Below are 15,556 nucleotides of genomic sequence, written 5' to 3' on the forward strand. Positions count from 1 at the left end.
TACATTCGTACCGTTTTGTAACATTCTTTTAACAAATACCGCAAGGAAGTATACTTATTTATCAACCAGTATCCTTTCCCCAAGACATTCCTAACCTGGCTGCCTCCTATAGAGTTTTGTTGTATCGCAATGAAACTGAACAATTTTTATTCAAATATTTGATGCTATGCATTCAAAAGCTACTCCTAATAGCCCTTTTACTGCTCTCTTTTCTCTCCCTAACCCAAAGGGAACGGCTACTGCTACAACCAGCTTCGCCTATATCTGTAATAGTGCCGGATCTCTGGCCTGGAAAAGTCTGCTGGTACTCCTACTACTTTTTGGTATAAGCGCTAAAGAAGGCCGGGCGCAAACATACACCACCCGGGTATACGCCAACACTCAGGTCAACAGAGTCAGTGGGATCTGCCTTCTTTGTGGTGTGAACAACCCCGGACAGGCGGTGGATGGCTCTTTGAGCACTGCATCAACTATCAATACTGTTGTAGCTGCCCTGGGCGCTACCGCTTCCCAGGACCTGATTTTCCCGGCAGCGGTTACCAGTAATATCCCCGCAATAGTGAAAATAGGCGCCTCCGGTAGCCTCGGTAATGTAGTGTCATTGAACTTGTTGGGGGGAGTATATGTACAAGCCTTCAATGGATCAACGCCTGTTGGAGATACTGCTTTTGCCAGCCAAACAGTACTGAGCCTCCTTGCCAGCGGTAACCAGGCAGAAATATTCCTGAACGCTCCCGGCGGAACATATGATCGTGTAAGAGTAACTGTAGATGGCGGTTTGGCCGGTGTTGCAGGAAGTATCGATATCTATTCCGCTTATTATAATATACCTGCTGCCAGCACCATTGCATGTGATAAACCCATTGATGTATTATCCGGTGTAACTGGTGCTATTGGTGCATTAGGAAGTGTCACCAATCCTGCCCAGGCCGGCGATGGTATCGTTTCACCCACCAATTATGCTACACTGTTCAGCGCCGTTGGCTTGTTGAACAGCAGCGCAGAAGTAACTGCCGTATTTCCGGGTCTTTCCAAATTCGGCGATTCCGTGCGCGTTGTTGCATCTATTCCTTCTTCCCTGTTAACCTTAACAGTACTCGGCTCTGTTAAAGTCATTACTTATAATGGTAAAAATGTAGTTGATAATATTACTGGTTCCAGTGGACTACTAAACCTGACATTATTGGGTGGAGGTGGCGGACTCCAGTCACTGACTTTCCAGCCTTCTGCCCCTTTTGACCGCGTGGAAGTATTGTTGGGAGCAGTCGTCGCCGGTGCCCTCTCGTCCATTCGAATTCATGAAATACAGCGATTCCCGGCGGGACCGGGAGCCAGCGGTGGCGCATTGCGAACTACCTGTTTAAACAACGCCATTACATTAAATGTAAGTAGCCCCGACCCTGGACTTACTTATACCTGGTACGATTCTACGCAAACAACTGTAGTAGGTGGTGGTTCGAGTTTTAATCCTCCGGTGAACACCATCGGAACTTTTCGCTATTATGTAACAGCCAAAAGATTGAACTGTTCCACAGAATCAGCCCAAACGCTGGTAACAGTGAAAGTGAATAATTTCGCGTCAGCAGCTGATATTACTATACCTGCCAATACGGCTTCCTGTCCTGGTGATACTGTTAGGCTCACACCTACTTCTACTACGGCTAATGTAAAGCCTATATTCAAATGGTATAAAGATGCTGCCAAAACCACCGCCATTACCGATGGCCTGGTGGAAGGTGCAGTGAAATATAATATTGACACCACCGGAAAATTATCCGTAACAGGTCTTACTGTAGGAACTTACCATTATTTTGTAAGCGTTACAGACAGTAACCACTGTGAAAATGCTGCCAATGCTTTAGCACAGGCAACTGTAACAGTAGGTACAGGCCCTGCTCCAGCCTCTGTAGCACCAGCATTCTCTGTGCCTACCGGTCAAACTGTAACCCTTACGGCTGCTCCGGTTACCGGCGCTACTATTATTTGGTACAGTGATACCACGCAGGCGTCTATCGGTACCGGTACTTCCTTCCAGGTAGGGCCATTCAGCACACCAGGTACTTATACCTTCTATGCAGGGGTAAGACTTACCGGCGGATGCGAATCATATCGTGTTCCGGTTGTGGTAACTGTTACTGGTCCGGTAACAACTACCGGATGTAACGTACCAACCAGCCAGGTAACTGGTACTACCCTCGGTTGCGTGTTATGTAGCGTTGATAATCCAACTAATGATATTGATGCGAATGCTGCCAACTTCACCCAGCTGAATCTTCCTGTTGGACTGTTGGGCGGCTCCGTTTATCAACAATTGATATTCCCTGCTGTTGGTGCTGCAACAGATAGTATCCGGTTAGACCTGGGTACAAGCGCTCCTCTTGCTAATGTAAGTTTGCTGGGTGGTACCATTATTACGGTAGCAAATGGTACTACCGTTGTAAGAAGGGATACGCTTTCGCAGATCCTTACCCTGCGCCTGCTGAGCAGCAACCGCTTTACAGTAAGTATTCCTGCAACAGGTCCATACGATCGTGTACAGATCCTGATGACCGGCACGCTGAACCTGCTGAATGCATTACAGATATATGGCGCACGTGCGGTGGGTGCTAATCCAACCATTAATCCGGCTGGCTTCACTACCTGCGTAGGATCTACTGCTACATTATCCGTTACGCCAGCTCCCGGAACAAGCGTATTATGGTTTGCAGATTCTACCACTACTACTTCACTCAGCAATCAGGCTACTTATACTACTACCGCATTGAATACACCAGGTAAAGTAACTTACTTTGTACAGGTAGTAGATGGTACTTGTAACAATCCTGAAAGGATACCAGTAGTAGTTACGGTTAATGCACTGGGTGTTGCTGCTGATATCACACTGCCAGATACTACCACTACTTGTGGTAGCGCTGCCGCAGTACTCACACCAACAGCCGCTGGTGTAACTACACCAGTATTTAAATGGTATGCTAATGCCAACAGAACTTCTCCGATCATTAACGGAACAGTAATTGGCTCTGCTACCTTTACAATAGACAGCATCGGTAAACTCAGTGTTGTTGGTTTGGCTCCGGGTGACTATACCTACTATGCAAGTGTATCAGGCACCAACCGTTGTGAAAACGCAGCAGGTAGCCTGAAACCAGCTACTATCAAGGTAGTAGGTTCTCCAGTGCCGCCAACACTAATACAAACCTACACTGTTACTACCGGCTTGCCACTTACATTAGTAGCATCTCCTGCTCCAGGTGCAACTGTAGTATGGTACAGTGATACTACTCAGGCACCTATTGGTCGCGGTAATTCTATCACACTGCCGCCATTCACAACACCAGGTGTGTACAAATATTTCGCTGGCGACAGCATCAATGGTGGCTGTCTTTCTAACCGCTTACTGGTGACTATCACCGTAACTGGTCCGGTAATCCCAACCAGTTGTAATGTGCCAACCAGCCAGGTAACCGGAACCACTTTGGGTTGCGTGCTGTGTAGCGTAGTTAATCCAACCAATGATATCGATGCAGATGCCACCAACTTTACCCGCCTGAATATACCGGTAGGTTTACTGGGAGGCTCTGTATTCCAGCAACTGGTATTCCCAACCAATGGTGCAGGTACCGATAGCATCCGCTTCGACCTGTCTTCTCCAGGAGGTTTGGCAGATGTATCCTTACTGGGAGGTGCGCAGGTTACTGTATATAATAATAACACAGTTGTCAGCACTCACACCTTATCACAATTACTCACATTAAGATTACTCAACGGTACCCGTTACACCGCCACAGTAGCAGCAGGCGGTGCTTACAATAAGGTAGAAGTAAAACTCACCGGTGTAGCCAATCTGCTGAACTCACTGGATATTTATAATGTACGTGCAGTAGGACCTAATCCAACAATTGCTGCCGGCCCTGTAACAGTATGTGCAGGCGAACCAGCAACACTGACAGCTACTCCGGCTGCAGGTACTACTATACAATGGTATAAAGATTCTACTGGTGGTACTTCTCTGAGTAACCAACCTACTTATATTACAGACAGCCTGAAAACAGCTGGTACTGTTACTTATTACGTGCAGGTGTTAGATGGAACTTGTGCAAATCCTGAACGTATACCTGTTATCATCACTGTTAACCCACTTGGCTCACCGGCCGACATTACCGTGGCCGATACTACAACAGTATGTGGAAGTGCTACTGCATTGCTCTCTCCAACTGCTGCAGGCGTAACTACTCCGGTATTCAAATGGTATGCAAATGCAAACAAAACAACGCCGATTACAAACGGTACTGTAATAGGTGGCGCTACCTTTACCATTGATGCAGCAGGTAATCTGCGCGTCACTGGTCTTACTCCAGGTAACCACACCTATTATGTAAGCGTATCAGGTACTAACCGTTGTGAAAATGCGGCGGGTAATCTGAAACCAGCTACTATTTCTGTAACCAGTGCACCGGCTCCGCCAACATTGGTACAAACATATACTGTAAGCACCGGCTTGCCGCTTACCTTAGTAGCGTCACCAGCTCCTGGTGCTACCGTAGTATGGTACAGTGATACTACCAAAGCTTCTATTGGCAGCGGAAGTTCTATCACACTGCCGCCATTCACTACACCAGGTGTGTACAAATATTTCGCTGGCGACAGCGTAGCAGGTGGTTGTCTTTCCAGCCGCTTACTGGTAACTGTTACTGTAACTGGTCCGGTAATCCCAACCAGTTGTAATGTGCCAACCAGCCAGGTAACCGGAACCACTTTGGGTTGCGTGCTGTGTAGCGTAGTTAATCCAACCAATGATATCGATGCAGATGCCACCAACTTTACCCGCCTGAATATACCGGTAGGTTTACTGGGAGGCTCTGTATTCCAGCAACTGGTATTCCCAACCAATGGTGCAGGTACCGATAGCATCCGCTTCGACCTGTCTTCTCCAGGAGGTTTGGCAGATGTATCCTTACTGGGTGGTGCGCAGGTGACTGTATATAATAATAACACAGTTGTCAGCACTCACACCTTATCACAATTACTCACATTAAGATTACTCAACGGTACCCGTTACACCGCCACAGTAGCAGCAGGCGGTGCTTACAATAAGGTAGAAGTAAAACTCACCGGTGTAGCCAATCTGCTGAACTCACTGGATATTTATAATGTACGTGCAGTAGGACCTAATCCAACGATTGCTGCTAACAGCGTAACAGTATGTGCAGGCGAGCCAGCCACACTGACAGCTACGCCAGCAGCCGGTACTACTGTACAGTGGTATAAAGATTCTACTGGTGGTGCTTCTCTGAGCAACCAGCCTACTTATACCACAGACAGTCTGAAAACAGCAGGCACCTTCACTTACTACGTACAGGTAGTAGATGGAACCTGTCCAAATCCTGAACGTATACCAGTTACCGTTACAGTAAACCCACTGGGTTCTCCTGCTGATATTACTGTAGCAGATACTACAGCTACCTGTGGTGGAAGTGCAGCAACACTGATCCCAACCGCTACAGGTGTAACAGCTCCGGTATTCAAATGGTATGCAAATGCAAACAAAACAAGTCCAATTGTAAATGGTACCGTAATAGGTGGTGCTACCTTCGCAATAGACGCTGCTGGTAAACTTACCGTTACAGGTTTAACACAAGGCGCACATACTTATTATGTAAGCGTATCTGGCAGCAACCGTTGTGAAAATGCAGCCGGTAATCTGAAAGCAGCTACTATCAACGTAACTGGTGCACCTGCTCCGCCTACTGTTGTACAGAACTACACCGTTACTACAGGATTGCCACTTACATTAGTGGCATCTCCTGCCCCAGGTGCAACAGTAGTATGGTACAGCGATACTACGAAGGCGGCTATTGCTACTGGTAATTCTATTACATTACCTCCATTTACAAATCCAGGTGTATATACTTATTATGCAGGCGATAGTCTGGCAGGTGGCTGCTTGTCCAGCCGTCTGCCAATTACTATTACAGTAACTGGTCCGGTAATCCCAACCAGCTGTAATGTACCAACCAGCCAGGTAACCGGTACTACTTTGGGTTGCGTACTGTGTAGCGTAGTTAATCCAACTAACGACATCGACTCCGTAAACACTAATTTCACCCGCCTCAATATACCAGTTGGTTTATTGGGTGGTTCCGTATTCCAACAATTAATCTTCCCTGCTACCGGAGCATCATCTGACAGTATCAGATTGGATCTGTCTTCTCCAGGTGGCCTGGCTGACGTATCCTTACTGGGAGGTTCAGTGGTGACTGTTTATAACAATAATACTGTAGTAAGCACGCATACTTTATCTCAGTTGCTTACTTTAAGATTACTGAGTGGCACCCGCTACACTGCTACTATAGCAGCTGGCGGTGCTTACAATAAAGTTGAAGTGAAACTCACGGGTGTGGCTAACCTGTTGAACTCACTGGATATCTATGGTGTACGCGCCGTGGTAGCAGAACCAACAATTGCCACCAAGAATGTAACTGTTTGCGCTGGTCAACGCGCTGTATTAACTGCTACGCCAGCTGCCGGTACTACTGTACGCTGGTATGCAGATTCTACTACGCTGGTTATACTCAGCACACAAAACAGCTTTACAACGGATACCCTTAAAACAGCAGGAACATTTGTATACTATGCACAGGCAGTAGGTGCAAATGGTTGTGCTAATCCTGATCGCATACCTGTTACCGTTACCGTTAATCCGGTAAGCAAAGCAGGTGACATCACAGTAGCAGATACTACTACTGCCTGCACCAGCAACCCTGCAGTGATCACGCCAACAGCAACAGGCGTAACTGCACCGGTATTCAAATGGTACAAGGATGCAAACAAAACAACACCAATTACAGATGGCCTGGTAAATGGCACTGTGAAATATGCAGTGGATAGTGCAACGGGTAAACTCACGATTACTGGTCTCACTGCCGGTAACTATACTTACTATGTAAGCGTAGCAGGTACCGGTCAATGTGAAAACCCTGCCGGTGCACTGAAAGCAGCAACCGTACAGGTAGTAACAGCACCTGCGGCGCCAGTGGTAACCGGCGACGTAGTAGTACAAACTGGTGTGAAAGCTACACTGAATGCTACGCCTGTAGTAGGTGGCAACGCTACCATCGTATGGTATAGCGATTCCACAAGTACTACTCCTGTAGGTTCTGGAGCTTCTATTCAGGTAGGACCTTTCAATAACCCAGGTACTTATACCTACTTCGCAGCTATACAAATTACAGGCGCTTGCTCTTCTGCACGCGTGCCTGTACATGTGGTGGTAACAGGACCAGTTATTCCTTCTCCGGATTGTAATGTGCCAACCAGCCAGAACTCCGGTACCACCCTTGGTTGTATCCTGTGTAGCGTAAATGGACCTACTAACGATATCGATAGTGTTCAGACTAATTTCACCAGGTTGTCTATCCCTGTAGGATTGCTGGGTGGATCAGTTTATCAACAGCTGATATTCCCGAATCCAGGTAAGGCAACAGATAGTATCCAGATTCGTCTGGCTACTTCTGTAGGTTTGGCTGATGTAAGTCTGCTGGGCGGTACATTGATTTCACTGTACAACAACAACACACTCGTGAAAGCAGATACCTTATCACGCCTGCTTACTTTACGCTTGCTCAACGGACAACAGTTTGCTGCTACTATTACAGCACCTGCTGCTTACGATCGCATAGAAGTAAGGTTAACCGGTGTGGCAAATCTGTTGAATTCTATAGATATCTATGGTGCAAGGATCTTCTATCCTAAACCAGTGGTAAATACTACTAATGCAAGTGTTTGCATAAACAATAAAGCTACTCTTTCCGTAACTCCGGCAGCAGGTACCTCTGTACGCTGGTATGCTGATTCTACCAGCACTACCGTATTGAGCACACAGGCTACTTATACTACGGATACGCTGAAAACAGCAGGAAAAATAACTTACTACGTAGCGGTACTGGGCGGACCTAACAACTGTCCGAACCCAGAACGTATACCGGTAAGCGTTACTGTATCTCCAGCTCCGGCTGTACCTGGTGCTCCGGCTACGGTTAATATCTGTCCAGGTGCTGACGCCCTGTTGCAGGTAACTAATCCGGATCATCAACTCCGGTATAACTGGTATAATGTAGCTACTGGTGGTACTAAACTGAATACAGACAGTGGCTTTGTATTCAAGGTGCCAGCAGTGATGAGAGATACAACGTTCTATGTAGAAGCAGTAAGTAGCTGTGGTGCGGCGTCTCCAAGACAAACCATCAGTGTTGTCCTGTCTTCTGCATTGAGTGCACCGGTTGTATCTCCAAATCCAGATACAGTGGCTATTGGCACACAAGCTGTACTTACTGCAACGTCCAATGCTGCCAATGTGGTGTTCAAATGGTATGGCAGCCAGGCAGGTAATGATAGCCTGTTTACTGGCCAGATCTTCGCTCCTGCAACGCAGAATACCCTGGGATCTGTTACCTACTGGGTAGAAGCCTCCCTCACCGGTGGTACTACTTGTAAGTCAATCAGAGTACCGGTGGTAGTGGTATACGGACCAACAGGTCCTAACCAGGCGGTACCTTGTGAAGGCGCTTCTTCTCAAACTATCGGAGGTAGCGGATTGCTGATACTGGGTAACGTATACAACCCTGCCCTGGCAGTAGATAATGACGCCAACACGGCATCTTCCCTGGTAATCAACCTGGGTGCGCTGAATGCGCAGGTATGGCAGAGAGCTAAATTCAATGGCGTGTCCGGTGCGGGTGATACAGTAAGAGTACTGTTGTCTAACCCAAGTCAGATATTATCTGCAGCATTACTGGGTGGCATACAGTTAACCACTTATAATGGTAACACGCCAGGTGATTCTGTTGCGATCAACAACCCGCTGATTAAACTGACACTGCTGAACAACAAAAAACAAGCAATCGTGGAATTCGTACCAACGAAAGCATTTGATGCAGTAGAAGTGAAACTGAAATCAGGTATTGCGGGAGCATTAACTACAATAGACTTTAACTACGCACAACGCGCCCTCGTAGCACCAACAGTACAGGCTGCACAGGTAACTGTTTGCGCAGGAAATACCACTACACTGAATGTACAGAATCCGGTAACAGGCGTTACTTATCGCTGGTACAACAGTAATGGTACATACCTCACCGGTAAAGACGGCGTATCCTTCACTACCGGTACACTCACCAAAGACACTACCTTCTTTGTGGAAGCATTCAGAAATGGTTGTGCAAGCAAAGGACGTGCAAGGGTGGATGTGAAAGTAACGGCAGCGCCAGCGGCACCACAGGTACAGGCTGCGAACGTAGATGTATGTGCTGGTTCTGATGCTGTACTGGCTGTAGTGAATCCGGTTAAAGGATACACTTACGGATGGTACAACGTGGCACAAGGTGGTACTAAACTGAACACAGATAGTGGCTTCACTTATAAAGTGGTGAATGTTACCACTAAAGCCATCTACTATGTGGAAGCAATCAATGATAGCTGTAATACAGTATCTGCTACAAGAACAGCAGTAACTGTTAACACTGCTGCAGCATTGGCTCCTCCAACTGTAACACCAACAACAGATACAGTGGTAGCTGGTCAGCAACCTGTATTCAGAGCAAGCGCAGCTACTGCAAATGCTCAGTTCTACTGGTTCGCTACGCAAACAAGTACAGATACCTTGTTCAAAGGATCTACATTTGCGCCGCCAGCCTCTAATGTATTAGGCACTATTACTTACTGGGTAGAAGCAGCCCTGCCGGGAGCAGCTACCTGTAAGTCAGCAAGAGTGGCTGTGAACGCACTCACTGTAAGTGGTAACCTGGATCTGGTGCCTTGCGAAGGCGCAACTGGTCAAACGATCGGTGGATCTGGATTGCTGATACTGGGTAATGTTTACAACCCTGCCCTCGCAGTAGATAATAATAAGAATACGGCATCGTCCCTCGTAATTAACCTCGGTGCAGTCAATGCCAGTGTGTTTGAAAAAGCAACATTCAATGGCCTGTCTACACCTGGTGATACCGTGAGAGTGATGCTATCTAATCCAGGTCAGGTGCTTTCCGCTGCCGTACTTGCCAGCGTACAGCTGACAACCTACAACGGTAACACTGCTGGTGACTCCGTACTGGTATCTAATCCGCTGATCCATCTCGATCTGCTCAGCGGTAGCAGAGGTGCGGTACTGTCATTCGTTCCAACCAAAGCATTTGATGCAGTAGAAGTGAAACTGAGATCAGGCATCATAGGTGCGCTGACAGCGGTAGACTTCAACTACGCACAACGTGCTATTGTACAACCAACGGTACAGGCAACCAACGCCACTATCTGTAAAGGAAAACAAGCTACGCTCAATGTAGTGAACCCTGCTCCGGGTGTAGTATACAGCTGGTACAACAGTGCAGGTAACCGCTTGCTCGATAGTATCGCCTTCGTAACACCAACTACCCTCGATTCCGGTACGTATACTTACTATGTAAGAGCCACCAGGAACGGTTGTACAGGAGCTGCTTCAGTACCTGTGCAGGTAACGGTGAAAGGAATACCATCCGTGCCGGTACCGGTGAATAACAACGTGTCTACTTGTTTGAATACACCTGTAACCCTCAGCGTGAAAGCGGTGGCTGGTGTTCAGTTCAACTGGTACGATGCAGCAACCGGTGGAGCTAAACTGGTATCAAACAATAATACCTACACTACTCCGGCCAATCTGCAGGCAGGTACTTATAACTTCTATGTGGAAGCGGTGAATACAGGTAACTGTACCAACGACAGCGGACGCGTGAAGATCACCCTCAGAGTGGATAGTGCATCCACAGCTGCCGATATCCAGGCTGCTGACCAGGTAATCTGCGCAGGTGGTGTGGCGGTAATAACACCAACCAGCACAACTGTTCAGAACCCTGTATTCAAATGGTATGCAAATCCGGATAAAACAGGCCCAATCACACAGGGTGTAAGTGCTACCGGCGTATTAACCCTTTCAGGTTTGACTACCGGAACGTACACCTACTATGTAAGTGTAAGCAATGCCGGCAAGTGTGAAAATGCCGCCGGTGCATTGAAAGCAGTGAAAGTAACTGTAAACGCAAACGCAACAGCTTCAGACATTGTACTGGCAGATACCACTATCTGTGCAAACACTACCGTGAAACTGACTGCTGCCAGCACTACTGTTACCAACCCTGTCTTCAAATGGTATAAAGACGCAGCACTTACTACATTGCTCTTCACCGGTTCATCTTATACTACCGGACAAATCAGCGCTACTACTTCTTACTATGTGACAGTAGAAGGTGCTAACAAGTGCGCTAACACAGCAGCAAATGCGAAAGTGGTAACCGTAACAGTACGCGATGTACCAGTGCCGATTATATCCGCTTCTGCTATCAGCATCTGTGTAGGTGACACTACTACCTTAACAGTTCAAAATGCAGATAATACACTCACTTACCGCTGGTACAGTGCGGCTACAGGTGGTACCTTATTATTCACCGGACCAGTGTATGAGGTGAAAGGCCTTACTACATCAACAGACTTCTATGCAGAAGCTTCTTCCGGTACATGTAATAGTGCTACCAGGGCTAAAGTATCCATCGGCGTAGGTGTAGCACCAACTCCGATCCTGGAATCTAATAATGTAACGGTTTGTCAGGGTGGTACCGCGGTACTGAAGGTGACTTCTTCCGTAAATAACATCACTTACAAATGGTACACTACAGCTACAGGCGGTACTGCAGTATTCACAGGACCGATTTACACAACCGGTACTATCAATGCTAATACTACCTTCTATGTAGAGGCAATCGGCGATACTTCGAAATGTGGTAAACCATCCGCCCGTGCGGCCGCGAAAGTAACCGTGGTGCCAGTGCCGGCAGCTCCAACCCTGGTAAGCAACAGTGTACAGGGTTGTATTGGTCAGCCAGCTTCACTGGCCATCCAAAATCCTGCTGCAGGTACTACCTACCAATGGTTTGACGCAGCTACCGGAGGCACGATGGTATTCGAAGGACCAGTATTTAGTATCACTGCGCTGGATAGCACCGTCACCTACTATGTACAGGCATTGGTAAATGGAGGCTGCCCAAGTGCCACCAGAACCAGCGCTACCATCAAGGTGAACAGTATACCAACCGCACCGGTAGTTACTGCTTCTTCTCTCTTCGTTTGTCAGGGTGGAAGTGTAACACTGGCAATTAAAGATCCGGTTCCAGGTACTACCTACCGCTGGTTTGATGCAGCGGCCGCTGGTAACCTCCTGTTCACAGGCACCAGCTTCACCACCGGTGCGCTGAATGCGAACACTGATTTCTATGCAGAAGCCAGCAACGGCAACTGTAGCAGTACGCAGAGAACCAAGGTATCCATTGGCGTAGGACAAGCACCAACACCAATACTGGAATCTAATGCAGTAACCACTTGTCAGGGTACCTCCGCTACACTCCGTGTAACGTCAGCTACCAACGGTATCATCTACAAATGGTACACCCAGGCAGCCGGTGGTACTGCAATATTCACAGGCCCAATATTTACAACAGATCCGCTGAACACCAGCATGGACTTCTGGGTGGAAGCTACCGGTACTACAGGTCAATGTGGTAACCCATCCGCCAGAGTGAAAGCTACTGTAACAGTAGTTGTAGCACCAAATGCACCGGATGTGGTAGCATCTTCTCTTAAAACATGCGCGGGTACAGGCGTTACCGTAGCAGTGAAAACAATACTGCCTAATATTACCTACCAATGGTATGATGCGGCTACTAATGGTTCATTGCTCTTTACCGGTCCTGTTTACAGCGTACCAGTAGTAACCAAGAATACTACTTATTATGTACAGGCTAACCTGGGCAGCGGTTGCTCCAGCTCTACCAGAACAGCGGTGAGTGTATCCGTTGATCCGGCTCCGCCAATTCCAACAGTAGACCTGGATAATGTAGTAACCTGCATAGGCGGTACCGCTACATTCACTATCAGTAATCCTGATCCTGCTATGACTTACCGCTGGTTCGATGCACCGTCTAACGGAACGCTCCTGGCTACCGGTAATGCGTATACTACCGCACCACTCGCACAAACAACTGTCTTCTACTTGGAAGCATTGAATGGCGCAGGTTGCAGCAGTGCACGTAAAGGATTAACAGCAACCGTAGTAAGCACCATTGATGCACCATTGGCAGATCCGATTACCGTATGTAGCGGTCAAACCGGAGTGCTGACAGTGAAGAACAAACAAGCTGGTGTGATCTATAAATGGTATACTTCACTCCTGGGAGGTACACCAGTATTCACCGGTGGCGACTTTACCATCAAGCCTACAGCGAATACAGTATACTACCTGGAATCTTCTACCAGTGGTGGTTGTGTAAGCGCAAGCAGAACGCAGGTGAATGTATCTGTGAATCCGTCACCATCAGCACCGGCTGTTACTAATGCAACACTGCAGGCTTGCCCAGGTCAAACGGTTACACTCAATGCACTGAATCCTGATCCAGCGCTCACTTACCAATGGTTCACCAGTGCAGTAGGTGGTACAGCAGTAGCTAACGGAGCAACCTATACTACACCTCCGGTAAATACAAACCAGATGTACTACCTGCAGGCAACCAACAGCAATGGCTGTTCAAGCCCAACACGTACCGCTGTAAGTGTAATCGCTACGCCGGCACCTGGTAAACCAACAGTAACAGGTAACGACAATGGTGTATGCCCTGGTAAAACAGCAACACTCACCGCTACTTCAACAACTGCAGGTGTAGACTTCCGCTGGTACACGCTTGCTACAGGTGGAACGCCAATATATACCGGCGCCACATTTGTAACACCAGCGCTGAATACTAATACTACTTACTATGTGGAAGCATTTACCACCGGTGGATGTATCAGTGCAGGTCAGAGAACATTAGTAGAAGTTGTCATTGCACAACCGCTCCCGGCACCAGTAGTTACCGTGGATAACACCACCGCTACTACTATCACCTTCCGCTGGGCACCAGTAACCGGAGCACAACGTTATGAAGTAACACTCGACAACGGTGTCACCTTCATCGCACCAAGTTCCGGCGCAAATGGTACAACGCATACGGTAACAGGCTTACAACCTAACCAGAGCGCAACCATACAGGTAAGAGCGATAGGTGCTTCTGATTGTGAAACCAGTGCATTGTCTACCGCAGTAACTGGTAAAACCACTAATCCGCAAGGCAATAACATCTTTGTACCGAACCTCTTCAGCCCGAACGGCGACGGTATAAATGATATTGAGTATGTGTATTCAACTGCCATTGCACAACTGGAATTCAGAATCTACAACCAGTGGGGTCAGTTGGTATTCACATCCAAAGATCAACGTCAGGGATGGGATGGTACTATGAGTGGTCAGAAACAACCAGTAGGCGTTTACGTATACATCTTGAGAGCTACAATGCAGGATGGTACAGTAATCACGAAGAAAGGTAACGTAACACTCATGAGATAATAATGCTTCATCAGCGTAATACAAAGTCAATCATAAAACCGGGATGCGCTTTGCATCCCGGTTTATCCAGAAAAAGCTAAAAAATGTTCCTATGAAAAGGATTTTTATAGTTGCAATGATTTTATCGAGCAGTTTGTTGCCCAGGATATGTGCTGCCCAGGTAGATCCACACTTCTCTCAATACTATGCTTACCCGCTGTGGCTGAATCCTGCTCTGACGGGGGTAATAGATGGTGATTACCGCATTAGTGGTGATTATCGTAATCAGTGGGCAAACTATGGCAAGCCATTTTCTACTGCCGGAGTGTCCATTGACGCCGCCACCAATAAGAATGTAGGTGTGGGGTTGAACGTAATGAATATGTCGGCAGGGGATGCCGGCTATAATTACTTTAATGCCATGGCCAGCGTTTCCTATAGTGGTGTGAAATTTGGCCCTACCAAAACCAGTCAGATCGTGTTTGGTATTAACGCCGGCCTGATCAACAGACGCCTGGATCCTGCAAAGTTTCAAACTGGTAGCCAATACCAACCAGTAACAGGGTTTGACCCCAGCATTTTCAATGGAGAAAATGTAAGTAAAACATCTTCCACACAGTTTGATGCCGGCGCTGGTGCTGTTTTCTTTGATGGTAATCCGAATCACATGTTCAATCCATTTGTCGGATTTGCTGCCGCGCACCTCACACAACCTAAAGATCCTTTCTCTTCTGATGGCACAGAAAGGAAATTGCCGGTACGCTACCTGGTACACGGTGGTACAAAGATTAAACTGAATGATGCTATACATCTTACCCCTACGGGTCTTTATATGAGACAAGGTAATGCAGAGGAAATTGTAGCAGGCATGTATGCACAATTGATGGTAAACCCCGAATTCGATTTCCTGGTGGGTGGTAACTATCGCTTCAACGATGCGGTAATACCTTTTGCCGGATTCCATTTTAAAAGCTTTACACTGGGGTTGAGCTATGATGCCAATACTTCTAACATGCGCCGCCTGGTAAATGGCAGCCAGAGCTTTGAAGTATCTCTTTCCTTTATCAGCCGCAAAAGAAGAGTGTTGAACGAAGAATACTTTATTTGTCCCAGGTTATAATC

Annotated in this window: 2 protein-coding genes; both read left to right on the forward strand. The window is 47.3% G+C overall.

What is annotated here, in order from left to right:
* The first annotated feature begins 166 nt into the window (after window positions 1-166).
* Entirely contained in the window at window positions 167-14,455 is a 14,289-nt protein-coding gene (locus AC5ZC7_RS30630; protein ID WP_511911294.1) for an Ig-like domain-containing protein, read from the forward strand.
* Between the two features lie 91 nt (window positions 14,456-14,546).
* Window positions 14,547-15,554, forward strand: coding sequence for a PorP/SprF family type IX secretion system membrane protein (locus AC5ZC7_RS30635; RefSeq protein WP_496161564.1), 1,008 nt, complete (start codon window positions 14,547-14,549; stop codon window positions 15,552-15,554).
* Window positions 15,555-15,556: the final 2 nt, after the last annotated feature.

It is taken from the genome of Chitinophaga sp. 9-1-y (genome assembly GCF_059511905.2).

What these genes read in the sequence shown, in the direction of transcription:
- AC5ZC7_RS30630 (WP_511911294.1), top strand. Translation starts at nt 167, where the DNA reads ATGCATTCAAAAGCTACTCCTAATAGCCCTTTTACTGCTCTCTTTTCT.
- AC5ZC7_RS30635 (WP_496161564.1), top strand. Translation starts at nt 14,547, where the DNA reads ATGAAAAGGATTTTTATAGTTGCAATGATTTTATCGAGCAGTTTGTTG.